Source organism: Microbacterium sp. ER1, from assembly GCF_023383675.1.
In the GTDB taxonomy this organism is placed as follows: domain Bacteria; phylum Actinomycetota; class Actinomycetes; order Actinomycetales; family Microbacteriaceae; genus Microbacterium.
On record NZ_QCXO01000131.1, the window covers coordinates 1 to 24752 of the forward strand.

At 71.1% G+C, this 24752-nt stretch carries 28 protein-coding genes; 13 read left to right on the forward strand and 15 right to left on the reverse strand.

The window, feature by feature from the left end:
• Positions 1-155: 155 nt before the first annotated feature.
• The 4 genes from BV453_RS06585 to BV453_RS06600 form a co-directional block, all read right to left on the reverse strand.
• Positions 156-1481: a cell wall metabolism sensor histidine kinase WalK gene (locus BV453_RS06585; protein ID WP_025102803.1), complete on the reverse strand. Its 1326-nt coding sequence runs from the start codon at positions 1479-1481 to the stop codon at positions 156-158.
• The gene (locus tag BV453_RS06590; RefSeq protein WP_025102802.1) at positions 1474-2151 is read right to left on the reverse strand and encodes a response regulator transcription factor; all 678 of its coding nucleotides are present in this window, start codon (positions 2149-2151) and stop codon (positions 1474-1476) included. The genes BV453_RS06585 and BV453_RS06590 overlap by 8 nt, the downstream gene beginning before the upstream one ends.
• Before the next feature lie 118 nt (positions 2152-2269).
• On the reverse strand, positions 2270-2803 hold the full coding sequence (locus BV453_RS06595; RefSeq protein WP_249521169.1) for a putative immunity protein: 534 nt from the start codon (positions 2801-2803) through the stop codon (positions 2270-2272).
• 4 nt (positions 2804-2807) lie between these two features.
• The gene (locus BV453_RS06600; protein ID WP_249521170.1) at positions 2808-3266 is read right to left on the reverse strand and encodes a DUF6194 family protein; all 459 of its coding nucleotides are present in this window, start codon (positions 3264-3266) and stop codon (positions 2808-2810) included.
• A 61-nt stretch (positions 3267-3327) separates the two neighbouring features.
• Here BV453_RS06600 and BV453_RS06605 point away from each other — a divergent pair, with 61 nt between their 5' ends.
• The gene (locus tag BV453_RS06605; protein WP_249521171.1) at positions 3328-4128 is read left to right on the forward strand and encodes a MerR family transcriptional regulator; all 801 of its coding nucleotides are present in this window, start codon (positions 3328-3330) and stop codon (positions 4126-4128) included.
• Here the strand turns inward: BV453_RS06605 and BV453_RS06610 are convergent.
• Positions 4061-4810 (reverse strand): DeoR/GlpR family DNA-binding transcription regulator, encoded by a 750-nt coding sequence (locus BV453_RS06610; RefSeq protein WP_126894523.1) that lies wholly within the window; start codon positions 4808-4810, stop codon positions 4061-4063. The two genes, BV453_RS06605 and BV453_RS06610, sit on opposite strands and share 68 nt — an antisense overlap.
• 54 nt (positions 4811-4864) lie before the next feature.
• Between BV453_RS06610 and BV453_RS06615 the strand changes: the two genes are divergently transcribed.
• Both BV453_RS06615 and BV453_RS06620 read left to right on the forward strand, forming a co-directional pair.
• Entirely contained in the window at positions 4865-5230 is a 366-nt protein-coding gene (locus BV453_RS06615; protein ID WP_126894524.1) for a DUF4406 domain-containing protein, read from the forward strand.
• A 9-nt stretch (positions 5231-5239) separates the two neighbouring features.
• Complete coding sequence (locus tag BV453_RS06620) at positions 5240-5416, forward strand: hypothetical protein (protein ID WP_025102796.1); 177 nt, start codon at positions 5240-5242, stop codon at positions 5414-5416.
• A 70-nt stretch (positions 5417-5486) separates the two neighbouring features.
• Here the strand turns inward: BV453_RS06620 and BV453_RS06625 are convergent, their stop codons facing one another.
• From BV453_RS06625 to BV453_RS06645, 5 genes are all read right to left on the reverse strand, one after another.
• Positions 5487-6851, reverse strand: coding sequence for an LLM class flavin-dependent oxidoreductase (locus tag BV453_RS06625; RefSeq protein WP_249521172.1), 1365 nt, complete (start codon positions 6849-6851; stop codon positions 5487-5489).
• Positions 6852-6925: 74 nt separating this feature from the next.
• Positions 6926-7633: a nicotinamide riboside transporter PnuC gene (gene pnuC / locus BV453_RS06630; RefSeq protein WP_249521173.1), complete on the reverse strand. Its 708-nt coding sequence runs from the start codon at positions 7631-7633 to the stop codon at positions 6926-6928.
• A gap of 2 nt (positions 7634-7635) precedes the next feature.
• Positions 7636-8163 carry a GNAT family N-acetyltransferase gene (locus BV453_RS06635; protein WP_249521174.1) on the reverse strand — a complete coding sequence of 176 codons (528 nt, stop codon included), beginning with the start codon at positions 8161-8163 and terminating at the stop codon, positions 7636-7638.
• 2 nt (positions 8164-8165) lie between these two features.
• Entirely contained in the window at positions 8166-9083 is a 918-nt protein-coding gene (locus tag BV453_RS06640) for a DUF808 domain-containing protein (protein ID WP_062765786.1), read from the reverse strand.
• A 48-nt stretch (positions 9084-9131) separates the two neighbouring features.
• Positions 9132-9854, reverse strand: a complete 723-nt coding sequence (locus BV453_RS06645; protein ID WP_249521175.1) for a FadR/GntR family transcriptional regulator — start codon at positions 9852-9854, stop codon at positions 9132-9134.
• Between the two features lie 128 nt (positions 9855-9982).
• Between BV453_RS06645 and BV453_RS06650 the strand changes: the two genes are divergently transcribed.
• From BV453_RS06650 to msrA, 10 genes are all read left to right on the forward strand, one after another.
• Positions 9983-11578, forward strand: coding sequence for an ABC transporter substrate-binding protein (locus BV453_RS06650; protein ID WP_085605232.1), 1596 nt, complete (start codon positions 9983-9985; stop codon positions 11576-11578).
• A 76-nt stretch (positions 11579-11654) separates the two neighbouring features.
• Positions 11655-12611 carry an ABC transporter permease gene (locus tag BV453_RS06655; protein ID WP_062637823.1) on the forward strand — a complete coding sequence of 319 codons (957 nt, stop codon included), beginning with the start codon at positions 11655-11657 and terminating at the stop codon, positions 12609-12611.
• A 1-nt stretch (position 12612) separates the two neighbouring features.
• Positions 12613-14664, forward strand: coding sequence for a dipeptide/oligopeptide/nickel ABC transporter permease/ATP-binding protein (locus BV453_RS06660; protein ID WP_249521176.1), 2052 nt, complete (start codon positions 12613-12615; stop codon positions 14662-14664).
• Positions 14661-15461 (forward strand): ABC transporter ATP-binding protein, encoded by an 801-nt coding sequence (locus BV453_RS06665; protein ID WP_249521177.1) that lies wholly within the window; start codon positions 14661-14663, stop codon positions 15459-15461. Before BV453_RS06660 ends, BV453_RS06665 begins: the two co-directional genes overlap by 4 nt.
• Positions 15462-15476: 15 nt before the next feature.
• Entirely contained in the window at positions 15477-16421 is a 945-nt protein-coding gene (locus tag BV453_RS06670; protein ID WP_249521178.1) for a dihydrodipicolinate synthase family protein, read from the forward strand.
• The gene (locus BV453_RS06675) at positions 16421-17353 is read left to right on the forward strand and encodes an ROK family protein (protein WP_249521179.1); all 933 of its coding nucleotides are present in this window, start codon (positions 16421-16423) and stop codon (positions 17351-17353) included. The genes BV453_RS06670 and BV453_RS06675 overlap by 1 nt, the downstream gene beginning before the upstream one ends.
• On the forward strand, positions 17350-18036 hold the full coding sequence (locus BV453_RS06680; RefSeq protein WP_249521180.1) for an N-acetylmannosamine-6-phosphate 2-epimerase: 687 nt from the start codon (positions 17350-17352) through the stop codon (positions 18034-18036). Before BV453_RS06675 ends, BV453_RS06680 begins: the two co-directional genes overlap by 4 nt.
• A complete protein-coding gene (locus BV453_RS06685) occupies positions 18033-18950 on the forward strand; it encodes a DUF4862 family protein (protein ID WP_249521181.1) in 918 nt (305 codons plus the stop codon). The genes BV453_RS06680 and BV453_RS06685 overlap by 4 nt, the downstream gene beginning before the upstream one ends.
• 107 nt (positions 18951-19057) lie before the next feature.
• On the forward strand, positions 19058-19525 hold the full coding sequence (msrB, locus tag BV453_RS06690) for a peptide-methionine (R)-S-oxide reductase MsrB (RefSeq protein WP_062637836.1): 468 nt from the start codon (positions 19058-19060) through the stop codon (positions 19523-19525).
• A complete protein-coding gene (gene msrA, locus BV453_RS06695; protein ID WP_025102782.1) occupies positions 19522-20064 on the forward strand; it encodes a peptide-methionine (S)-S-oxide reductase MsrA in 543 nt (180 codons plus the stop codon). The genes msrB and msrA overlap by 4 nt, the downstream gene beginning before the upstream one ends.
• Positions 20065-20151: 87 nt before the next feature.
• On the opposite strand, the gene BV453_RS06700 is transcribed toward msrA, so the two are convergent.
• From BV453_RS06700 to BV453_RS06720, 5 genes are all read right to left on the reverse strand, one after another.
• The gene (locus BV453_RS06700; RefSeq protein WP_139833270.1) at positions 20152-20952 is read right to left on the reverse strand and encodes an alpha/beta fold hydrolase; all 801 of its coding nucleotides are present in this window, start codon (positions 20950-20952) and stop codon (positions 20152-20154) included.
• Positions 20953-21069: 117 nt separating this feature from the next.
• Positions 21070-22539 (reverse strand): catalase, encoded by a 1470-nt coding sequence (locus BV453_RS06705; RefSeq protein WP_025102780.1) that lies wholly within the window; start codon positions 22537-22539, stop codon positions 21070-21072.
• A gap of 64 nt (positions 22540-22603) precedes the next feature.
• On the reverse strand, positions 22604-23023 hold the full coding sequence (locus BV453_RS06710; protein WP_025102779.1) for a Fur family transcriptional regulator: 420 nt from the start codon (positions 23021-23023) through the stop codon (positions 22604-22606).
• A 69-nt stretch (positions 23024-23092) separates the two neighbouring features.
• Positions 23093-24010, reverse strand: a complete 918-nt coding sequence (locus BV453_RS06715; protein WP_025102778.1) for a DnaJ domain-containing protein — start codon at positions 24008-24010, stop codon at positions 23093-23095.
• A gap of 65 nt (positions 24011-24075) precedes the next feature.
• On the reverse strand, positions 24076-24729 hold the full coding sequence (locus tag BV453_RS06720) for a YigZ family protein (protein ID WP_249521182.1): 654 nt from the start codon (positions 24727-24729) through the stop codon (positions 24076-24078).
• Between the last annotated feature and the right edge of the window lie 23 nt (positions 24730-24752).

A 24752-nucleotide genomic window follows, 5' to 3' on the forward strand; every position in this document is an offset into this window, starting at 1 on the left:
CCGACGCCGCTGAAGCCACCCTGAAGCCTCCTGAAGCCCCGTTCAGGAACCGATATCTCGGGCCCGACTTCGGAGCTCGGGAACGACACGCCGCCGCGCGGCGGCCATGACCGGGGTGTCGTCGGGGATCTCCGAAACTGTGCCCGGGCGGTCGGTCAGGAGAGAGGGCCGGCGAGGGGGAGGGTGACGGTGAAGCGGGCGCCGCCCCACCGGGAGGTGTCCACCGTGATCGCGCCGTGGGCGGCGGTGGCGATGCCGTGCGCGATCGCGAGACCGAGCCCGCTGCCTCCCACGTCGCGACTGCGGGCCTCGTCGAGCCGGACGAAGCGTTCGAAGATGCGGTCCCGCTCCTCCGGCGGGATGCCGGCCCCGTCGTCTTCGACCGTGAGGACGACGTGCTCCGCCTGCGGCTCCACCCCGATCGCCACGCGGCCGTTGCTGTGCCGCGCGGCGTTGTCGGCGAGGTTCCGCAGCAGCTGGCCGAGCAGCCGGGGGTCGCCGACGGTGCGGGCCGCACGGATTCCGGAGCCGTCGACGTCGAGCCCGGTGGCTCGCAGCCGACGCACCTCCGCGAGGGCCAGGTCGTCCAGGTCCACCGGTTCGGTGCTCCCGGTGACACCCTCGTCGAGGCGGGCGAGGAGCAGCAGCGACTCCACGATGCCCTGCAGCCGCAGCCCCTCCTCGGACACCACCTCCGCGAGCTCGTCGATGCTCGTCACCTCCGGGTGCGCCTGGGCGAGCTCGGCGTGCTGACGGATCGTCGCCAGGGGCGAGCGGAGCTCGTGCGAGGCATCGGACACGAAGCGGCGCTGCGCGGTCGCCGCCGCGTCGAGCCGGTCGAGCATCCCGTTCATCGTCACGGCGAGGGAGTGGATCTCGTCCGCGGTGTCGGGAACGGGCACCCGGTGATCGAGGCGCTCGGCGGTGATGCCCTCGACCTCCTGGCGGATGCGGGTGACCGGGCGCAGCGCGCGCCCCGTGACGAGCCAGGTCGTGACGGCCACGAGCAGCAGCAGCGCGGGGACGGCGATCACGAGCAGCGTCGCCACCGTCGACAGGGTCTCCGCATCCTCGTCCATCGGCACCGCGAGGACGAGGGTCTGGTCGCCCTCGACGTCTTCCGACACCACGACCATCGGCTCGCCGTCGATCCGGACGACTTGCGGATCGTCGTCCACGGGCAGCGGGGTGGCGCCGAGCGCATCGGCGGCCTCCTCGCTCGCCGCGCGCACCGCTCCGTCCCGCCCGAGCAGCTGCACGAGGTCATCGTCGAGCTGGTCGGGTCCGCGTCGGCCCGGACCGTCGAATCGGCTGACGAGCTCCTCCAGCCGCTGTTCCGCCGCGCGTTCGGTGCTGCCGTGGATGCTCGCGCTCAGCACCCCGTAGAAGGAGAAGGCTCCGAGGAGCAGCGCGACCGCGACGACGAGGGTGGCGCCCAGGGTCGTCCGACCGCGGACCGACCGCCAGAGCCGCCTAGCCACCGTTGGCCGCCAGCCGGTAGCCTGCACCGCGGATGGTCTCGATCGCCTCGCGCCCGAACGGCTTGTCGACCTTGCGGCGGAGGTGGCCGATGTACACCTCGACGATGTTCGGGTCGCCGTCGAAGTCGTCGTCCCAGACGCCGGCCAGGAGGTCGCGCTTCGACAGCACCTGCCCGCGGTGGCGCATCAGATGCTCGAGCACCGCGAACTCGCGGGCCGTGAGGGAGATCGGGGTCTCGCCACGCCACACGTGGTGTCCGGCGGGGTCCAGCCGCAGGTCGCCGGCCTCCAGGATCGTCGGTCGTGCCACGGCACCGCGGCGCACGAGAGCCCGGAGCCGCGCCACGAGGATCGCAAACGAGAAGGGCTTGGTGACGTAGTCGTCGGCGCCGCTCTCCAGCGCCTCCACCTGATCCCACTCGCCGTCCTTGGCGGTGAGCATCAGCACGGGAGTCCAGTTCTCCTCGGCGCGCAGGGCCTCGCACACCTTCCACCCGCTCATGCCGGGCATCATCAGGTCGAGCACGATGGCGTCGTACCGGGTCTCGCGGGCCCGCCAGAGGCCGTCGATGCCGTTGTGGGCGACGTCGACCGCGAAGCCCTCCGCCTCGAGTCCGCGGCGCACGCCCTCGGCCAGACGCACCTCGTCGTCCACCACCAGGATCCGCATCCCTCCAGTGTGGTGGCTCGTCGCTGAATCGGGGCTGAAGCCGTCGGCCGCTTTCGAATCGCGCACCTGGTTCCATTCCGGGCTCAGATGCAGCAAGTTGCGCGATTCGAAGAGGGACTTACGACGAGAGGTGCGTCTGGATCTCGCGGATCACCACGCCGAGGGGGCCGGAGGAGAGGAGTCCGGGGCCGAGGGGGCCGGCGGGGTCGGTGCCCAGGGGCGGGAGGGTGCGCAGGGCTGCAGCGGCTTCGGGGGAGAGCTGCGCGAGTTGCCAGCGCACTTCGGCGGCACGGGCGTCGGGATCATCCGGGCGTGCCAGCTCGACAGCTCGCGCGGCGTAGGCGGCTGCCCCGAGAGCATGCGCTCCCATGTGCGCGACCCCGGCGGCCTGCGCCGCGGCGCGGGCGGCCGCGGTGCCGGCAGGGGTCACGGCACTGCGGGAGGCCCTGCCCGCGACGAAGCGGCGACGGATCTCGCCCGCAGCCGTGAGCTCGCCCCGCGCGAAGGCGCGCGTCCTGGCGATGGCATCGCGCGCACGGTCATCGTCCGGGGCCTCGCTCTCGAACAGCGGCAGCACGCGCGCGGCGCAGTCGGCCGCCCACACCGCGACGATCCGGCGGTCGGTCTCGGTCATGCCCTGCGGAGCGGACATGGGGTCACCTCGCCCGTCGTCCGGTGCGAGCGCGCGCGGCCTCGTGCGCCTCCCGGAGAAGGGCGAGCACGGTACCCGCCGTCGCCTCTGCGGGATCGATCACGCACACCCAGCCGGCGTCGCCGTACAGGGGGTGAGGGCGGAAGACGTCGACCGCCGTCGGGTCGGTGTCGCCGAGCGTGAGAGACGCCGCCGCGATGATCGACTCCGCGCGCTCGCGTCCGACGTGGATGTTCACCCGGAAGCGCCCGGGAGCATCCAGAGCGGAGGACGTGTCGTCGGGATAGTCCTTCGTGATGATCGTTCCGTACGGCTGCGTGCGCTCGGGCATCCGGCCGTCGGGGGCGTGGTAGAAGTACGCGTCTCCCCATGACAGCTCGGGGAAGTCGCTGCCCGCCTCCGGGGCCACGACGAGCACACCGTCGAACGAGCGGACCTCTTCGATGATCTCCTGCATATCCATCCTTCAATGCTGAGGCTGATGTGCTTATGTGGACGCAAGGGCCGGAAAGACGAGGAACCGCGTGCAGAACCCTCAAGAGCAGGTGATGACCACTGTGGCGCTCGGACGGCTGGTCGACTACTCGACGCAGCAGGTGCGCGACCTCGAGCGCCTCGGTGTCCTCCCCGCCGCCGAGCGCGGTGCGAACGGGTACCGGCGGTATCGGACGTCGCATGCCCTGGCGCTGCGCGCCTATCGCGCGTTGGCGACGGCGCTCCGTCCGGTACCCGCGCGTCGACTGATGCCCGCTCTCATCGGCGGATCGGTCGAGCACGCGGCGGAGGAGATCGACACTCTGCACGCGGATCTCGCCCTCGAACGCTCACGGGTGCGCGCGGCCCTGCGCGGACTCGAGGACGCGGTGGCGGAGGCCGACGATCCGTTCGTCGAGGACGATGCGATGACCATCGGCGAACTCGCCCAGGCTCTCGGCGTCCGGTCCTCCGCGCTGCGGCACTGGGAGCGAGAAGGGCTCGTGCACCCCCGTCGTCGTGCGGGATCGGTGCGCTCCTATGACTCCCTTGCGATCACCGAGGCGCGGATCGCCGCCGCTCTGCGCTCGGGCGGCTACGGCATCCCCGCCGTTTCGCGCATCATCGACGAGGTGCGCGCGCATGGTGACACCGAAGAAGTTCACCGCATCCTCGCGGAGCGGCTGGCCGACCTCACGCGCCGCAGCATCGCGCTTCTCGCGGCGGCAGGTCACCTGCATGCCCTGCTGACGGAACGCCTCGCGGAGGAGGAGGGTTCGTCGCTCACGCCCGCGCCGGGATCTGCGCCAGCACATCCGGGATCAGCGGATTCTCGTCGAGCGGGTCCGTGATGACCGCGGCGACCGCCTCGAACGGCAGCACCGGGTAGCGCGAGGCGGCGCCGATCTTCTCGTCGCTGGCCAGCACGATGGTCGCGGCGCATCGGGAGGCGATCGCCCGCTTGGTGACGGCATCGTCGAGTTCGCCCGTCGTGAGACCGTGTCGGGGGTCGACGCCCGTGACGCCGACGAAGAACACGTCGGCGGCGAGGTGCTGGATCGCCTCCATCGCGAGTCCCCCTCCGGCGACGAGGGAGTGCCGGGTGAGCTCGCCGCCGATCATGATCACGCGCGCATCCGAGTGCTCGGCGACGGCCAGGGCGACGGCAGGACTCGGGGTGATGACCGTGATGTCGGTGCCGGAGGGCAGCAGTCGCGCCATCGCGAGCGTGGTGGTTCCGGCATCCAGCACGATCGTCGATCCGGGGAGGATGGTCGTGACCGCCTGGCGGGCGACCCGCTCCTTGCTCTCGGTCGCCAGATCGTGGCGCTCCCGCACCGGGCGATCGGCCGCGGCGATGGGCAGCGCCCCGCCGTACACGCGCTGGAGCCTGCCCTCCTCGGCGAGCTCGCGGAGGTCGCGGCGGATGGCGTCCTCCGAGACTCCGAGTTCATCGGCCGCAGCCTTCGCCACGACCCGTCCCTCGCGGGCGAGCACGGCGAGCAGGTGGTCCTTGCGCTGAGCAGCGAGCATACGTTTCCTCACGAAGTTGCACGTTTATGCACGATTCAGACTACAGTCATCTCCATGATGAAGCCACTCCTGATCCTGATCGCGGGTCCCTACCGTTCCGGCACCGACGGCGACCCCGTCCTGATCGCTCGGAATCTGGCGCGCCTGGAGGAGGCGTCCGGTCCGATCTTCCGCCTCGGCCACGTGCCGATGATCGGGGAGTGGGTCGCGCTGCCGGTCCTGCGCACCCTCGAGCACGCCGACTCCGGCGAGGGCGACGTCATGTACGAGACCGCCCGCCGACTGCTCCTGCACTGCGACGCGGTGCTCCGGCTGCCGGGAGAATCGTCGGGCGCCGACAAGGACGTCGCCATCGCGCACGAGCTCGGGCTGCCCGTCTACCGATCGCTCGACGAGATCCCCGCAGCGTCGACTCCGTAGGCTGGAGGCATGACCAAGAACATCTGGACCGTCCTCGGCGTCATCCTCGCCGTCGTGATCGCGTGGTGGATCGTCAGCGCGCTGTTCTCGGTGCTCTGGTTCATCGCGAAGCTCGCCATCGTCGCTGTCGTCGCCGTGGTGGTCTTCCTCGTGCTGCGGAGCCTCTTCACCCGCGACGCCGACTGACCTGCCTTCGAATCGCTCACTTTGCGGCAAAACGGCCGGTTTTGCAGCAAAGTGGGCGACTCGAACGGGGTCAGAGGCGGTACTGGGCGGCGCGGTGCGTGGGCTGGACCCGGTCGCCGCGGCCGTGCAGTTTGTGGCGGAGCGTGCCGGGGACGTACTCCTCGGGGTACGCGCCCCGCTCGCGCAGCACCGGGATGACGTGCTCGATGACGTCCTGCCAGGTGCCGGGAGTGACCGCGTACGCGAGGTTGAAGCCGTCGATGTCGGTCTGCTCGACCCAGGACTGCAGCTCGTCGGCGATCTCGACCCCGGAGCCGACGATCGTCGGGCCGAGCCCGCCGATCGCGTTGTGGCGCCCGAAGTCGCCCACCGTCCACTCGCGACCGAGGTCGGCCTCCTCCTTGAGGTGCTGCAGCACCGACTGGATCGCGTTCGACTCGACGTTCCCGACCGGCTCGTCCTCCGCGTACAGCGACAGGTCGACGCCCATCCACCCCGACATGAAGGTGAGCGCCCCCTCCGGGCTCGCGTAGGAGAGGTACTCGGCGTGCTTCGCGGACGCCTCCTCGCTCGTCGCCGCGGTGATCACCGTCAGCAGCGTGTAGATGCGGGCGTCATAGCGATCGCGCCCCGCGGCCTCGAGGGCGTCGCGGATGCGCTTCACGGTGCCGGCGAGCACCTCCTTCGACGGGGCAGCGACGAAGATGGCCTCGGCGTTCTCCGCCGCGAACCGCACCCCGCGCGGACTCGCGCCGGCCTGGTAGATCACCGGGGTGCGCTGCGGGGACGGCTCCGAGATGTGGATGCCGGGTACGGAGAAGTGCTTCCCCTCGTGCCGGATCGGGTGCACCTTCGACGGGTCGGTGAAGATGCCGCGCTCGCGGTCCTCCACCACCGCGTCGTCCTCCCACGACCCCTCCCAGAGCTTGTAGAGCACCTCGACGTACTCGTCCGCGTGGTCGTAGCGGTCGTCGTGGGCGAGCTGGTCCTCCTGGCCCATGTTCCGCGCGGCGCTGGGCAGATACCCGGTCACGACGTTCCAGCCGACCCGGCCCTGGGTGAGGTGGTCGAGCGTGCTGAGTCGTCGAGCGAACGGGTAGGGGTGCTCGAAGGCGGTGCCGGCCGTGACGCCGAACCCCAGATGCTCGGTCACCGCGGCCATCGCGCTGACCAGGAGGATCGGGTCGTTCACCGGCACCTGGGCGCCGTTGCGGATGGCGGCCTCGTTCGTGCCGCCGTAGACGTCGTAGGTGCCCAGGACGTCGGCGATGAAGATGCCGTCGAAGGTCGCGCTCTCCAGCAGCTTCGCCAGGTCGGTCCAGTACGACAGGGTGTTGTACTGCCGCGAGCGGTCTTCCGGATGCCGCCAGAGGCCGGACGACTGGTGGGCGACGCAGTTCATGTCGAACGCGTTGAAGCGGATCTGCCGGGTCATGCCCCCATGAAACGGGACCGGACGGGGCCGGGGCGAGCGGGAACGACACGCACGGAAACAATCCGTGGTGTGGCTCAGCCCTCGTCGTCCGGACGACGGGGGCTCGGGTCGGGAGGGAGGATCTCGATCGGGCGTGCGGCCTGTCGCTGCGCTCGCCACCAGATCACGAATCCGACCGCCGTGAAGACGCCGTAGAACACGTACATGAGGCCGGTCGCGTAGTAGCCGGAGCTGAACAGCAGCGGCACCCCCACCACGTCCACGGCGATCCAGATGAGCCAGAACTCGGTCCAGCCCTTCGCCATGCCGTACGTCGCCAGCAGCGACCCGACGAAGGTCCAGGCGTCGGCCCAGACAGGTTCCCACGAACCCAGGGCGCGGAACAGGGGGGTGAGCGCCACGGTTCCGACGACGAGGACCACGACCAGACCGATGCGGGCCCCGGTCGGCGCCCACCGCGGCACGATGCGACCGCCGTCGGCATTCCGCCAGCGGATCCATCCATAGATCGCGACGGCGATGAACATGATCTGCCGCCCGGCCTGACCGAGGAGATGCGGGAGCGACGGGTCGGGGCTCAGCGCGGAGCCGAGGAACACCGTGAGCAGCAGGAGGTTGCCGACGATGCCGATCGGCCACGCCCAGACCTTGCGCCGCATGCCGCCGAGGGCGCTCGCGAGTCCGAACGCGTTCCCGACGACCTCACGCACCAGGAGCGTCTGCCCACCCGGAAGCACCCAGGACGAGGAGAAGGCGTCGACGAGCCACTGCAGGAAGCCCATCGCTAGAGCACCGCGTCGGGGGTGGGGCGCTCGTCGAGCACGAGCTGCAGCATGCTGAGGTCGAGCCACCGGCCGAACTTCGCGCCGACCTGGGGCATGCGGCCCACCTCCCGGAATCCGAGGCGTTCGTGGAGGGCGAGGGAGGCGGTGTTGCCACTCTCCACACCGCCGATCATCACGTGCATCCCGGCTGCCCGGGCCCGGGCGATGAGCTCGATCATGAGGAGCGTGCCGATGCCGCGTCCGCGCTGATCGCCGCGCACGTAGACGGAGTGCTCCACGGTGAGGCGGTAGCCGCTGTGCGGGCGCCACTGGGCGTAGGACGCATAGCCCACGACGCCGCTCTCGACGGCGGCGACGATGACGGGACAGCCGCGCGCGGTCCGGTCGGCGAGCCACGCCTCCCGGTCGGCGCGATCCACGGCTTCCTCGTTCCAGATCGCGGTCGTGTGCAGGACGGCGTGGTTGTGGATCTCGGTGATCGTGTCGAGGTCGGCGCTCTCGGCGGGCCTGAGGTGCACGGCGGTCATCGTCAGACGCGGATATCGGCGGGAGAGGCCTCGCCCTCGTGGAAGCTCGGCTTCCTGCCGAAGAGCTTCGCGATGCCGAGGACGACGCCGACGATCACGAGGCCCCAGACGAGACCGGCGATCGCGGAGATGATCGTGTCGACCACCCACACCACGAAGCCGCCGAGGGGCTCCAGCGCGTGCTCGACCGCGTGGAGAACATCGGCCGGAGCGTGCAGCCCGACCTCGCCGAGGTTGATGAGGACGAGGTGCCCGCCGACCCACAGCATCGCGACGGTGCCGAGCACGCTGATGAAGCGGAAGACCGCGGGCATGGACCGGACGATCCGGGTGCCGGTGTGCCGGACGCGCTGCGCGGGGTTCTTCGCCATCTTCAGGCCGATGTCGTCGATCTTCACCAGGAGCGCCACGGCCCCGTACACCGCGACGGTCATGACCAGCGCGATCACGGCGAGGATCGCCAGGGTGGACCAGATGCCGAGTCCCTTGTCGAGGCTGGCGAGGGAGATGAGCATGATCTCGGTCGAGAGGATGAGGTCGGTGCGGACGGCGCCGAGCACGAGCTTCCTCTCGTCGCGGGCGCCCTCGTCGGCGTGGCCGTGCTGCACGCCGAACCACTCCAGCACCTTTTCCGCGCCCTCGAAGCACAGGTACGAGCCGCCGAGGATCAGCAGGTAGGGCAGCACCCACGGCGCGAAGGCCGTGAGCAGCAGTGCGATGGGGATGATGATGACGAACTTGTTCACCAGCGACCCGAGGGCGATCTTGCCGACCACGGGGAGCTCGCGGGCCGGGGTGAGGCCCTGCACGTACTGCGGGGTCACGGCGGCGTCGTCGATGACGACTCCGGCTGCCTTCGCCGACGCCTTCATCGCGGCGCTCAGGATGTCGTCGACGACGGCGAGCAGTCCAACGGACATGCGGGTCCTCTTTCCGTGGTGGGAAAGTCAGACTACCGACTCCCGGGCTCAGGCCCGCACGTCCTCCGCGGTCGCCAGCACCCGCTGCAGCGGCTGGTAGTGCTCGATGACGGCCTGGCGGTAGCGCTCGACGTCGCCGGAGCGCGCGGCGTCCAGCATGTCACCGTGCGCCTTGGCGGTCTTGTGGATGTCGTCGGGCTGCGCGATGCCGAGCTGCGGGAGCACGGCGGTGTGCACGTCCCAGAACGCACCGACGAGCTGGCCGACCAGGCGGTTGTCGATGGCGCCGAAGAGGCGGGTGTGGAACGCCCTGTCCTCCTCGAGGAAGTACTCGCCGCGGCCGGCCTTGTCGACCATCTCGGCGACGAGCTCGTCGAGCTCCGGGTCCGCCTGCGCCTGAGCGGCCTCGACCACGCGCTCGGCCATGGAGAGGTCGAGCGCGAGACGCACCTCGACGACCTCGCGCAGGGCCTGCAGCGACCCCTCGGGGGACAGCACGCCCCGGAAGACGAGCGCCTCGACCATCGGGTCCAGCGACATCGGACCCACGTAGGTGCCGTGTCCGTGACGGACGTCGACGATGTCGAGGGTGGAGAGCGTGCGGATCGCCTCCCGGACCGAGGAGCGCGACACGTCGAGCTCCTCGCAGAGCTCGGCCTCGGTCGGCAGCGGGTCGCCGGGGGTGAGTCCGCGCGTCAGGATGAGCTGCTTGATCTGATCCGCCGTCGTGGCTCGCCGCATCCGCGACGCCCTCCCCGTGGTGGACTTCATAGGGTCCCTCTCCTGCCTGCCGGAAACGCTCCGATCCTCTCACTCTTGTGATCCGGTCGAACGTGTGTTTAGAGTACATCAGACGTCAGATGTCCTCAAGGCGTCGCCCCCCACCACCTGGAGCACACATGAACCGACACAGCACTCGCCGCCGCGCGGGTCGTCTCGCGATGGCGGTCGCCGGCACGGTCGCCGCGTCCCTCGCCCTCGCCGGCTGCGGCGGCGGCGCCGCCAGCACCGCCGAGAGCCCCGCCGCGAGCGACATCGACCCGGACGGCATCATCGAGGCCGGGATCTCGTACACCCTGAACGGCAGCTTCGACCCGATGGTCGCCTCCGGCGCCGTGACGGTCTCGGCGAACTGGCACGTCTTCGAGGGACTCATCGACCTCGACCCCGTCACGCAGGAGCCCGCCCCCGCCCTCGCCGCCGACTTCCCGACGCAGGTCGACGAGACGACCTACGACATCGACCTCCGCGAAGGCGCGACGTTCCAGAACGGAGACCCGGTCACCGCCGACGACGTGGTCTTCAGCTACGAGCGCGTCCTCGACCCCGCGAACAACTCCCTGTTCCGCTCGTTCGTCGAGTTCATCGACACCGTCACGGCCGTCGACGAGGACACCGTCCGGATCACCACCGACTACCCGTTCTCCCTCATCGACGACCGTCTCGGCGTCGTCAAGATCGTGCCGAAGGCCCTGGTCGAGGCCGATCCCGAGGAGTTCGGGGCGAACCCGATCGGCTCCGGTCCGTACGCGCTCGTCTCCGCCGTCCCCGAGGACAAGATCGTCTTCGAGCGGTACGACGACTACAACGGCCCGCGTCCCGCGCTCGCCGCGGGCATGAACTGGAACCTCCTCGCCGACGCCTCCGCCCGCGTCACCGCGATGTCGACCGGCACGGTGCAGGCGATCGAGGACGTGCCCTACATCGACGCCGACGGGCTGGCCGCCTCGGCCGAGGTCGAGAGCGTGCAGTCCTTCGGCCTCCTCTTCATGATGTTCAACACGAAGGCCGAGCCGTTCGACGACGTCCGCGTCCGCCAGGCCCTGCACTACGCGCTCGACATGGACAAGATCATCGAGACCGGCATGCTCGGCAACGCCACCCCGGCCACGTCGTTCCTTCCCGAGGACTACCCGAACTACCACGAGGCCTCCACGGTCTATTCGTACGACCCGGAGAAGGCGGAGGAGCTGCTGGCGGAGGCCGGGGTCTCCGACCTCGCGATCACGCTGCGCATGACCGACACCGGATGGGTGAAGGAGGTGGCCCCGCTCATCAAGGAGTCCCTCGACGCGATCGGCATCGACACCACCCTCGACATCAGCCAGTCGGCGTCGATGTACGAGAAGGTCGACTCCGGCGACTACACCGTCGCCATCGCCCCCGGTGACCCGTCGGTGTTCGGCGTGGACCCCGACCTGCTCATGAACTGGTGGTATGGCGAGAACGTCTGGACCCAGACGCGCACCGCCTGGGCCGACTCCCCGGAGTACGCCGAGCTGCGCACGCTGCTCGACACCGCCGTCACCCAGGAGGGCGAGGAGCAGCAGGAGTCCTGGAACCAGGCGTACGACCTGATCTCCGACCAGGCCGTGCTGTACCCGCTGTTCCACCGCAAGCTGCCCACCGCCTGGAGCTCGCAGGAGCTGGTCGGCTTCCAGCCGGTCCCCACGACCGGACTGTCGTTCCTCGACGTCGGCGTGGCCGCGAAGTAGCACCTGCCCGACAGGACGGGGGCGCGCTCGCCCGAAGAGCGCGCCCCCGCCACCCCACCCCCGGAAGGAGCGGCACGTGTCCCACACGCTCCGCCTCGTCGGCCGGCGACTGCTGCAGTTGCCGCTGATGATCCTCGGCATCACGTTCCTGGTCTTCTTCGTGATGTCCTTCTCGCCCGTCGACCCGGCACGCACCGCGCTCGGCGAGACCGCGTCCCCCGAAGCGCTGGAGGCGTACCGCGAAGACCACGGACTGAACCTCCCGCTGTTCGTCCGCTACGTGAACTTCCTGTTCGGCCTCGTCCAGGGCGACCTGGGCACCTACTCCGCCCGCAGCCTGCCGGTGGTCGACGAGGTCGCCAGGGCCTTCCCGGTGACGCTGGCCCTGACCTTCCTCGGGCTCGTGATCGCGGTGGTCGTGGCGTTCGTGATCGGCGTCCTCGCCGCGGTCTACCGCGACCGCTGGCCCGACCAGGTCATCCGCGTCTTCGGCGTCGCCGCGCTGTCCACGCCCTCCTTCTGGCTCGCGATCCTCCTCATCCAGGTGTTCACCCTGGCGCTCGGCGTGCTGCCGGCCTCGGGCCCGCTGCCGGCCTTCGCCGACGACCCGTCCGGGTGGCTCGCCCGGATGACCCTTCCCGCGGTCGCGCTCGCCGTGCCCGTGATCGGGCAGCTCTCCCGGGTCGTGCGCACCTCGATGGTCGAGGAGCTCGACCGCGACTACGTGCGCACCGCCCTCGGCGCCGGGATCCCGCGGGTGATCGTCGTCGGCCGCAACGTGCTGCGCAACGCGCTGATCACCCCCGTGACCGTGCTCGGTCTCCGCATCGGGTACCTGCTCGGCGGCGCCGTGGTGATCGAGATCATCTTCGCGATCCCCGGGATGGGCACGCTCATCCTCAACGGGGTCACCAACAACGAACCCAACCTCGTGCAGGGCGTGACGCTCGCGGTCGCGCTCGCGTTCGTCGTGATCAACATCATCGTCGACCTCCTGTACGTGCTCATCAATCCTCGAATCCGGGCGGTGTGACATGCGACGCAGACTCACGGAACGGCTCTCCGTCCCCGGCCTCCGCTGGGGCCCTCTCTCCTTCGGCTCGGTCATCTGCCTCGCCGTGCTCGCGATCATCGCGCTCGCCGCGATCCTCGCTCCGCTGATCTCGCCGTACGACCCGCTCGCCTCCGGCCCGCCGGTGCAGCCGCCGAGCGGGGAGCACTGGTTCGGCACCGACCGGCAGGGTCGCGACATCTTCTCCCGACTGGTCTACGGGGCCCGCTACTCCCTCGTGATCGGGCTCGGGGCCACCCTCGTCGCCCTCGCGGTCGCCTGCGTGCTGGGCACGATCGCCGCGACCGCGCCGAAGTGGATCTCCGAGACCCTCATGCGCGTCATGGACGTGATCATGTCGTTCCCCGGCATCGCGCTCGCCGCGGTGTTCGTGGCGGTGTTCGGCAAGTCGCTGCCGGTGCTCGTGCTCACGATCGCATTCCTCTACGTGCCGCAGCTGACCCGCATCGTCCGCGCGAACATCCTCGACCAGTACGGCGAGGACTACGTCTCGGCCGTCCGCGTGATGGGCGCGGGGACCCCGCGGATCATCGTGCGGCACGTCGCCCGCAACGCCATGGCACCCGTGCTCGTCTTCGCCACGGTGCTCGTCGCCGACGCGATCGTGTTCGAGGCCTCGCTGTCCTTCCTCCAGGCCGGTGTGCCGGACCCCGAGCCGTCCTGGGGCAACGTGATCGCCGCGGGGCGCAACCTGCTCATGAGCGGAGCCTGGTGGGCGACCTTCTTCCCCGGCATCCTCATCATGATCACCGTGCTGTGCCTCAACATCCTGTCCGAGGGGATGACCGACGCCATGGTCTCGCCGCGCGCCAGGAAGATCACCGCCGACGCCGCGAACACGGAGGAGTCGACGCACGACCTGGAGGAGGCCGCCGCCCCGGACGACACCCACGTCATCCCGACGGTCGACACCGCGGTCAACCTCTCGGTGCCCAGCGGTGTGCCCGACGTGCTCGTGCCCACCGCGGAGACGGTGCCGCTGGCGGAGCGCCTCGCCGAGCTGCGCGTCCGCGAACTCTCCCGTATCGATCGCCTGGTCTACACGGGAGACGCCGTGCCGCTGCTCGAGGTGCAGGACCTGTGCATCTCCTTCCCGCGCCACGGCGACGTCGACGTGGTCGACCACGTCAGCTTCACCGTGCGCCCCGGCGAGACCATGTCGCTCGTGGGGGAGTCGGGGTGCGGCAAGTCCATCACCTCGCTGGCGATCATGGGGCTGCTCGATCCGAAGGCCGACATCCGCGGGCGCATCCTGTTCGACGGGAAGGATCTGCTGCGGATGACGCCGAAGGAGCGCAACGCGCTGCGCGGCCACGACATCGCGATGATCTACCAGGACGCCCTGAGCTCGCTGAACCCCGCGATGCTGATCCGCGCGCAGATGAAGCAGCTCACCTCCCGCGGCGGCACTCGCACGGCCGAGGAGCTGCTGGAGCTCGTCGGTCTCGATCCGAAGCGCACGCTCGCCTCGTACCCGCACGAGCTCTCGGGCGGCCAGCGGCAGCGCGTGCTCATCGCGATGGCCCTGACCCGCGACCCGCGGCTGGTGATCGCCGACGAGCCCACCACGGCCCTCGACGTGACAGTGCAGGCGCAGGTCGTGGAGCTGCTCATGCGGCTGCAGCGCGAGCTCGGGTTCGCACTGGTGTTCGTCTCGCACGACCTCGCCCTCGTCGCCGAGCTCTCCCACCGGATAACCGTGATGTACGCGGGCCAGGTCGTGGAGCAGGGCACCACCCGCGAGGTGCTCACGCAGCCCGTCCACGAGTACACCCAGGGCCTGCTCGGGGCGGTGCTCTCGATCGAGGCCGGCTCCGACCGCCTGCACCAGGTGTCCGGTGTCGTCCCCTCCCCGCGGGACTTCCCGCAGGGCGACCGCTTCGCGCCGCGCTCCGCGGAACCCGCCCGGTACGCCGGAGTGGAACCCGTGCGGCGGCACATCGACGGCACCGAGCACTACTACTCCGCGCATCCCGACGATGCGCCCGTCGAACCGATCGGAGCAGGACGATGAGCGAACCCGTCATCCAGCTGCAGGACGTGCGCGTCCGCTACCGGGCCCGCAGCTCGTCGTTGTTCCGCCCGCACTACGTCGACGCGCTCGCCGGGGTCTCGCTCACGGTCCGCCGCGGACAGACGCTGGGCATCGTGGGCGAGTCCGGCTCGGGCAAGTCCACCTCCGCGAAGGTGCTGATCGGCCTCGAGAAGCCCACGAGCGGTCAGGTCGTCTTCGACGGGGAGACCGTGCGCTCCTTCACCCCCACGGTGCGCAAGCGCCTGGGACGCATCCTCTCCGTGGTCTTCCAGGACCCGGCGACGGCTCTGAACGCCCGCATGACCGTGCGGGACGCGCTGCTGGATCCGCTGCAGGTGCATCGCCTCGGCTCCCCGGCGAGCCGGGAGCGCAAGGTGCGCGACCTCATCGGGCTCGTGGGGCTGCCGTCGTCGGCGCTGGAGGCGCTGCCCAGCCAGCTTTCCGGCGGCCAGCGGCAGCGCGTCGCGATCGCCAGGGCCCTCGTCCTCGACCCCCAAGTCATCGTGGCGGACGAGCCGACCTCGGCCCTCGACGTCTCCGTGCGCGCGCAGATCCTGAACCTGCTGACCGACCTGAAGCAGCAGCTCGGGCTCGGCATGGTCTTCATCTCCCACGACATCCAGACCGTCCGCTACCTCTCCGACGAGATCGCCGTGATGAACAAGGGCCGCGTCGTCGAGCACGGCGACGCCGCCCGGGTCTTCGACGACCCCGCCGACCCCTACACCCGCACGCTGCTGGGCGCCGCGCCCTCGCTGCTCGAACCCCACCACTGAAAAGACGGAACACCTATGCCTTCCCCCGCTCCCGCCCTGTCGTTCTCCGGCGTCGTCCCGCCGGTCGCCACCCCGCTGCTCCCCGACGGGACGATCGACCACGCGTCGCTCACCCGCCTGGTCGAGCGCCTGATCGGGGAGGGCGTCTCCGGACTGTTCGCGCTCGGCTCCACCGGCGAGACGGCGTACTTCACGGACGACCAGCGCGTCGAGTTGCTGCAGACCATCGTCGCCGCGAACGCCGGACGCGTGCCCGTCATCGCCGGCGCGATCGAGCTCACGGCCCCGCGCATCATCGAGACCGCCCGCCGGCTCGTCGCCGCGGGCGCGCAGGCGATCGTGACCACCGCGCCGCTGTACACGCTGAGCTCCCCGGCCGAGGTCGCCGCGCACTTCCGGACGATCGCCGCCGCGATCGACGTGCCGCTCTGGGCCTACGACGTGCCGGTGCGGGTGCACTCCAAGCTCGGCATCGACCTGCTCGTGCAGCTCGGCCGGGAGGGCGTCATCCAGGGGGTGAAGGATTCCTCCGGCGACGACGTCGGATTCCGCCGACTGATCGCGGCGAACGAGGCCGCCGGTCGTCCGCTGCAGCTGCTCACCGGGCACGAGGTCGTGGTCGACGCGATGGCCCTCGTCGGTGCCGCCGGGGTCGTCCCGGGCCTGGCGAACGTGGAGGCCGCGGGCTACGTGCGCCTCTGGGAGGCCGCGCAGCGCGGTGACTGGGCGACCGCCCGGGCCGAGCAGGAGCGCATCAACCGGCTCTTCGACATCGTGTTCCAGCCGCAGGGGCTGTCCGGCGACGCCACCGGCGTCGGCGCGTTCAAGGCGGCGATGCACGCGCGCGGCATCATCGACCACGCGGCGATGGCCGACACGGTGGAGTCGCTCTCCCCGGAGGCCGTCGCCGGCATCCGCACGATCCTCGACGAGCTCGGTCTGCTTCCGGTCGCCGTCTGATGCGCGAGGTCGTCCTCGCCGTCGACATCGGCGGCACCAAGACGGCCGCGGCGCTCGCCGATCGGGCGGACGCGCTGCTGCGCACCGCCGCGGCGCCGACTCCCGCGAGCGCGGGACCCGCCGCCGTCGTGGCGACCGTCGCCGCGCTCGCGGAGGAACTGCTCGACGACGGGACAGCGCTCGCCGGCGTCGGCATCGGCACCGCGGGCGTGGTCGACGCGCGGACGGGGACGATCGTGTCGGCCACCGACACCTTCGCCGACTGGCCGGGCACCCCGCTGGCCGCCCTCATCCGGGAAGCCCTCGCGGACCGCCTCCCCGCCGCCGCCCCGGTCGCGGTGCAGAACGACGTCGACGCGCACGCCGCGGGGGAGCACCGGCACGGAGCCGCCGCCGGAGCCGCGAGCGCCCTCGTCGTCGCCGTCGGCACCGGCGTCGGCGCGGGCGTCATCCTCGACGGCCGTCCGGTGCGCGGCGCCCATCACGTGGCGGGCGAGCTCGCGCATCTCCCGATCCCGGGTGCCGCGCACCTCCGCTGTCCCTGCGGGCGGAACGGACACCTCGAAGCCCTCGGCTCCGGCATCGGCCTGCACCGGCACTACCTCTCGCTCGGCGGCGACCCGGCGCTGCGCGATGCGCGCGGGGTCGCCGTCGCGGCCAGCGCGGGGGACCCGCTCGCCGCCCGCGCCATCCAGGACTCCGCCGCCGCCGTCGGCCGCGCGCTCGCCGGAGCCGCGACCCTCCTCGACCCGGAGCGGATCGTCGTCACCGGCGGCGTGCCGCGCATCGGCGAGCTGTGGTGGGACTCCCTGCGTGCGGCCTTCTACGCGGAGGCCATCGACGCCCTGCACGACACCCCCATCCTGCCGGGAACCCTCGGCGACGACGCGCCGCTGCGAGGAGCCGCGGCATCCGCCTGGAGGCGACCATGACACCGACCCCCATCCTCGAACGCCTGCGCGGCGGCCTGATCGTCTCCTGTCAGGCGTACCCCGGGGAGGCGATGCGCGACCCGCGGACCATGGCGCAGGTCGCCGACGCCGCCCTCGTCGGCGGTGCCGCCGGGATCCGCGTGCAGGGGATCGACGACATCCGCGCGGTCGCGGATCTCCCGGTGCCGATCATCGGACTGTGGAAGGACGGCGATGCCGACGTCTTCATCACGCCGACGCTGGAGCATGCCGTGGCCGTCGCCGACGCGGGTGCCGACATCGTGGCGATCGACGGCACCCGACGCCCGCGGCCCGACGGCCGGACCCTCGCGGAGACCATCGTCGGGCTGCGCGCGCATTCCGACGCGCTCATCATGGCCGACTGCGGTTCCCTCGACGACGCGATCGCCGCCGAAGCCGCGGGCGCCGACATCCTCGGCACGACCCTGTCCGGCTACACCGGGGAGCGGCCGAAGGGCGACGGCCCCGACCTCGAGCTCATCGGCCTCATCGCGGCACGCTGCACCCGCCCGATCGTCGCGGAAGGGCGCATCCACACCCCGGTGCACGCCGCCGCCGCGATCGCCGCGGGAGCCTACGCGGTCTGCGTCGGCACGGCCATCACCCATCCGGCCACCATCACGTCGTGGTTCGCGCGGAGTCTCGCCGAGGCCCGTCCGTGACCCCCGTGCTCCTCAGCGCCTATCCGCTGTCGCCCGCGCACGCCCGGTGGGATCCGGCGCTGGAGGCCACGCTGCTGCCGCAGCTCTGCGCGCTCCCCGGGGTGGCCGGGCTCGAGGTGCCGTGGATGGGGGCGGTCCATCCGCACGACCCGTCCTGGTTCCTCGGCCATGTGCCGGGCGTGCCCCTCGCGGTCACCCCGGTGCCGTTCGTGATGCGGCGGCTCGCGGAGGACCCGTCGTACGGACTCGCCTCGCCGCAGGAGGAGGGGAGAGCCGCGGCGGTGGCGGATCTGCGGCGCGTGGCGGACGACGTCGCGCGGCTCACCGCCGAGAGCGCCCCATCGGTCGCGGTGGTGATGCTGCACACCGCGCCCCGCGGGAGGGGAGACGGGGACGCGCTCGCCCGGTCGCTGGAGGAGGTCGCGGCGTTCGACTGGAGCGGAGCCCGGCTCGTCATCGAGCACTGCGACGCCGCCGTCCCGGGGCAAACGCCCGAGAAGGGGTTCCTCCCGCTCGCTGCCGAGATCGCGGCCATCCGGTCCGCCGACGCCCCGGTCGGCCTCTGGCTCAACTGGGGGCGGTCGGCGATCGAGCTGCGAGACGCGGACGCGGTGACCGCGCAGATCGCCGACGCCGCGGCCTCGGGGCTGCTGACCGGGCTCGCGTTCTCCGGGGCCGCGCCGGTCGAGAGCCCGTACGGCCCCGCCTGGGTGGACGCGCACCTGCCCATCGCGGAGGCCCATCCCGCGTCCGCCTCGCTGCTCGACGCGGCACACGTCCGCGCGGGGCTCCGCGTCGCGGGCGACGTGCCCTGGCTCGGCCTCAAGGTCGCGCGACGGCCGGAAGATCGCACGGTCGCGGAGATCGTCCGCACCGCGGAACGGAACCTCGCCGTCGTCCGGGACGCGGGCTGAGCGCGAGAAACTCTCAGCCCGCTCCCAGCCCCGCGGGACCAAAACGGGCTCGTCCCTGGTTCTCCTCAGTGACGCCGCAGCCAGCGGCGTCGGACAAGGAGCCACTCATGTCGAACGACTACGGCAGGACCCCCGAGGCTGTCAGCGGTCTCACGAACCTGCAGTACGAGGTCACGCAGCAGGACGCCACCGAGCCGCCCTTCCGCAACGCCTACTGGAACAATCACGACGACGGCATCTACGTCGACGTCGTCTCCGGGCAGCCGCTGTTCTCCTCCCGGGACAAGTACGACAGCGGCACCGGCTGGCCGAGCTTCACGCGCCCGATCGACGCCGACGCCGTGACCACGAAGACCGACCGCACGCTGTGGATGACCCGCACCGAGGCGCGGTCGTCCGGCGCCGACAGCCACCTGGGACACGTCTTCGACGACGGACCCCGCGCCGAGGGCGGCCTGCGCTACTGCATGAACTCGGCGGCCCTCCGCTTCATCCCGGCGGAGGATCTCGAGAAGGAGGGGTACGGTCGCTACAGCCCCCTCTTCACCACCCACACCTCTGAGGAGCAGTCATGACCGACACCGGAACCATCACCCGCACCCCCGGGACCGAGACGGCCGTCCTCGCGGGCGGCTGCTTCTGGGGCATGGAAGACCTCATCCGCCGTCAGCCCGGGGTGATCGACACCCGTGTGGGCTACACCGGCGGGGAGAACGACCACGCGACCTACCGCAACCACCCCGGTCACGCGGAGGCCGTGGAGATCGTCTTCGACCCGAGCGCGACGACCTATCGCGACATCCTGGCGTTCTTCTTCCAGATCCACGACCCGTCGACGCTGAACCGCCAGGGCAACGACATCGGGTCGAGCTACCGGTCGGCGATCTTCCCGCTCACCCCCGAGCAGGAGCAGGTCGCCCGGGACACGATCGCCGACGTCGACGCCTCCGGGCTGTGGCCAGGGAAGGCCGTCACGACGATCGAGCCCGCCGGTCCGTTCTGGGAGGCCGAGCCCGAGCACCAGGATTACCTGATCAAGTACCCGAACGGCTACACGTGCCACTTCCCCCGCGCCGGCTGGGTCCTCCCGAAGCGCGAGGACGCCACCGCCTGATCCCCGAGACCCCGCTTTCCCGCCGAGACCCCCTCCTGCACGCGGGTGTAGGAGGGGGTCTCGGCGCGTAGACGGGGTCTCGCGGGGTCAGGACTCGGCGAAGAAACCGAGCGCGGCCTCCTTGAAGTCGCGGGAGCCGGGGGCGTTGAAGTGGTGGCGGTTCGGGAGCTCGACGAAACGGGCATCGGGAGCCGCGGCCGCCAGCGCCCGGGAGCCCTCGATGATCGCGTCCTTCGATCCCGTCGCGAACAGCAGCGGCACGACCGGGGCGTCCGCGGGATCGGGATCGATCGTGCCGGAGCCCCGAAGTCCCTCGGCCAGGGCGATGAGCGCGCGCAGATCGTTCCCGGGCACCCGCTCGGTCAGCGCGATGTAGTTCTGCGTCGTGCGGTCCTCCACCGGGGTGCCGTCCGTGATGTACGCGCGCACCTGGTCGAGGTCCAGACGCGCGAGGGGGATGCCGTCGGGGACCCCGCCCAGGACCGCCCGGCCGATCCGATGCGGGAGCTCGCGGGCCACCTCCCACCCCACCCGGGCGCCGAGCGAGTAGCCGAGGTAGAACGCGTCGTCGACGAGGTACGTGTCCATGACGGTCTCGACGTCGGTCACGAGGTTTCGGATGGCGTAGGCGTCGGACTCGTGCGGCTTGTCGCTCTGCCCGTGGCCCCGCTGGTCGAGTGCGAGCACGCGGTACCCGGCCCTGGTCAGCTCGCGCACCCAGCCGGTGAGCACCCAGTTGTCGCGCGCGCCCGAGGCGAAGCCGTGCACGGTCACCACGACGGGGGCGTCGAGCTCCCCCCACGTGTACGTCGCCAGTCGTGTGCCGTCCGCCGCGTAGACGTGCTGCGGGTCGGGCATCTCGGTGAGGTCGGAGAGGGGAACAGCCACCCCACCATCCTCCCCCCACTTCTCCCTTCCCTGGCGCCGAGACCCCGGTTACACGCCGAAACCCCCTCCCCGCGGTGTCGCGGAGAGGGGGTTTCGAGGAGAACCCGGGGTCTCGGGTCAGACGCGGTCGCGCAGAGCGGCGCCGAGCTCGGCGTCCACGTTCGTCCAGTACTGGAAGAAGCGCTCGCGGATGGCGTCGACCGTGATCGAGCGGCCCTGACCGGTCAGGACCTCCAGAAAGCGGGCGCGCTGCGGGCCGTCGAAGACCTCGCGGTACAGCGTGCCGGCCTGACCGAAGTCATCGTCTTCAGCGTGCAGCGTCGCGGCGGAGCGGGTGAGCTCGCCGTCCGCCGACCAGTTCACCTCGATGCCCTTCGCCGGGTCGGCCGCGGGGCCGCCGGGGGTCCCGAAGGAGTTCGGCTGGTAGGTGCGGTGCGCGGCGTCGTTGTACTGGTACCGCATCGAGCCCTCGTGCTGGTAGTTGCGGGTCTCGGCGGCGTGCGGCTGGTTCACCGGCAGCTGGTTGTAGTTCGCGCCGATGCGGTGACGCTGGGCGTCCGGGTAGGCGAACATCCGGCCCATGAGCATCTTGTCGGGGGAGATGCCGGTACCGGGCACCTGGTTCCCCGGCGCGAAGCCGGCCTGCTCGATCTGCGCGAAGAAGTTCTCCGGGTTGCGGTTCAGGGTCAGCGTGCCGACCTTGATGCGCGGGTAGTCCTTCTTCGAGATCGTCTTGGTGAGGTCGAAGGGGTTGAAGCGGTAGTCCTTGGCCTCGTCGTACGGCATGATCTGCACGTACAGGTCCCACTTCGGGAAGTCGCCCTCGGCGATCGACTGGAACAGGTCGCGACGGTAGTGGTCCGCGTCGGAACCGGCCAGCTGCTCGGCCTCCTCCGGGCTCATCGCCTCGACGCCCTGGTGGGAGATGAAGTGGTACTTCACCCAGAACACCTCGCCCTCGGCGTTGATCCACGAGTAGGTGTGCGAGCCGTAGCCGTTCATGTGACGCCAGCTGCGGGGCAGGCCGCGCTCGCCCATGAGGTAGGTGACCTGGTGGGCGCTCTCGGGCGAGAGGGTCCAGAAGTCCCACTGCATGTCCGCGTCGCGCAGGCCGGAGTCGCCGAGGCGCTTCTGCGAGTGGATGAAGTCCGGGAACTTGATGGCGTCGCGGAGGAAGAACGTCGGGGTGTTGTTGCCGACGATGTCGAGGTTGCCCTCGGTCGTGTAGAAGCGCAGCGAGAACCCGCGCACGTCGCGCCAGGTGTCGGGCGAGCCCTGCTCACCGGCGACGGAGGAGAAGCGGAGGAGGGTCTCCGAGGTGGCGCCCGGCTGGAACACGGCCGCACGGGTGTACTTCGAGACGTCCTCGGTGACGACGAACTCGCCGAACGCGCCGCCGCCCTTGGCGTGCGGGTTGCGCTCCGGCACCCGCTCGCGGTTGAAGGAGGCGAGCTTCTCGACCAGGTAGTGGTCGTGCAGCGCGGTGGGGCCGTCGGGGCCCACGGTCAGCGAGTGGGTGTCGCTCGCGATCGGCGCTCCGGCCTGCGTCGTCGTGGCCGGACGGCCCGCGTCGGTGGGGTTGGTCATGGTCTTCTCCTTCTCCGCGCGGACATGCCGAACGGACCCTCGGGGAGGGGATCGGTGGATGCGCCTACGCGGCGTTCTGGCAGCTGGGGCAGAGGCCCCAGAAGGTGACTTCAGCTGTCTGCACGGTGAAGCCCCCCGTCGAGGACGGGGTGAGACACGGCGCCTCGCCGACGACGCAGTCCACATCGCCGACCGCACCGCAGGAGGTGCAGACGACATGGTGGTGGTTGTCGTCGATGCGCCGCTCGTACAGCGCCGCGGAGCCTGCCGGTTCGATCCGGCGGATGAGGCCCGCCGTCGTCAGGTCCGCGAGGATGTTGTGCACCGACTGGATCGACGTGGTCGGAAGCACGTCGGACACGGCGCGGTAGACCCGCTCCGCATCCGTGTGGGCCATGGAGCCGAGAGCCTCGAGAACGGCGACACGGCCCGCAGTCGCACGCAGCCCGGCGTCGCGCAACGCCGAGTCGAGTTCCGTCTCCATGCCCTCGACTCTACACGTGTTTTGAGTGATTCAAAAGAGCATGCCGGGATGCCGGGCGCGTCGCCGCCGTCAGACGAAGCGGACCGTCTGCTGCAGACGCGTGCGGACATCGAACAGCTCGTTGCCGCCGATGGCCCGCGCCCCGGGGACGCCCTGCCGCAGGACCATCGCCAACGCGCTGCGCCGCACCACCACGACGGGGACCCCGCGGTTGCTGCCGAGCGGGGTGACCGCCTGGGCGAGGTCGTCGTCGGGGAGCACCACGATCGCCCCGCCGAACTTCACCTTCGCGGCCTTCGCCACCGCGCGCATCCGGGCGAGAGCCGCCGTGACCGGGGCCCGGGTGCCGAGGCTCGGGCCGGTGATCTCCCCGCGGCGGAACCCCACGACCCCGCCGAAGTCCTCGGACATGACGCCGTAGAGGCCGGACGGGCTGAGCACCACGTGGTCGAGCTTGTCCTCGGGGGTCTGTCCTGCGGCGACGTCGTGCCAGACCGTGAAGCCCATGCCGAGGTCGGAGACCGTGCGGGCCGTGGCCTCCTCCGCCAGCGCGTCGGCGAGCAGCCGCCGGAGCTCCCGTGGGGCGGCGCGCACGAGGGCCGGGGCGTACGGGTCGGGGACCTCGACCCCGTGACCCGCCCACTCGCGGATCAGGGAGAGGTAGCGTTCGCGGCGCCAGCCCCCGGGGTGTCCATAGGAGCGGGCGCGCGGCCGGGTGTCGGTGCGTACCGTCGGGGGACGCCAGCCGCTCCATTCGCCGCCGTCGTCGGTCAGGCCTGCGCGGCGGTCGTACGCGGCGCGGTCCTCCGCGGTGCCGATGAGCTCCCACGCGCGCTGGACCTGGATGAACACGGCCGCGTCGCCGCCGGTGTCGGGGTGGGTCTGCCGCAGTCGCAGCCGATACGCCCGCCGGAGCTCGGCGTCGTCGACGGCCGGATCCACGCCGAGGATCTCGTACGGCGAGGCCGAGAGCGGACTGTCGAACATCGCTCTCCTTCCGCGACCGCGGCGTCCAGGATATCCGTCGGACGGTGTGCGGCCGCCGGGAGGCCTCAGTCCGCGACGTCGACGATCCGTTCGATCCCGGCCACCGGGGCCACGGCGCCCCCGGACGCGGCGGCGAGGTCGGCGGTCAGGCGCGGAAGCGCGGCGGCGGGCACCCACAGCTCGAGCTGGGCGGAGGCCCCGTAGGTCGGCGTGCCGAGCGTGGCCCCGTGGGACGCCGCCCAGTCGCGGAGCAGGTTGTCGTAGCGGCCGGCCTCGGCGTGCGGGACCTCGACGGTCGCCTGGGTGAGCGCCGCGCGACGGACGAGTGCGGCGCGGTCGAGCGTCTCGGACACCGCGGTGGAGTAGGCGCGGATGAGGCCGCCCGCCCCGAGCTTCACCCCGCCGAAGTAGCGGGTGACCACCGCGACGACGTCCGTGAGGCCGCGGCGCCGGAGGACCTCGAGCATCGGGACGCCGGCTGTTCCGGAGGGCTCGCCGTCGTCCGAGGAGCGCGCCTGATCCCCGTGCAGACCGGTCACCATCGCGGTGCAGTTGTGGTTCGCGTCCCAGGCGCGCTTCCGGATCGTCGCGATGACGGCTTCAGCCTCGGCCACCGTCGACACCGGCGCGACGTGCGTGAGGAAGCGCGACTTGCGGATGACGAGCTCGTGGTCGACGGCCGCCGCGATCGTCGCCGGGAACGGGTGCGGTGTCGACATCGGCCCCACGATACCTCCGTTCG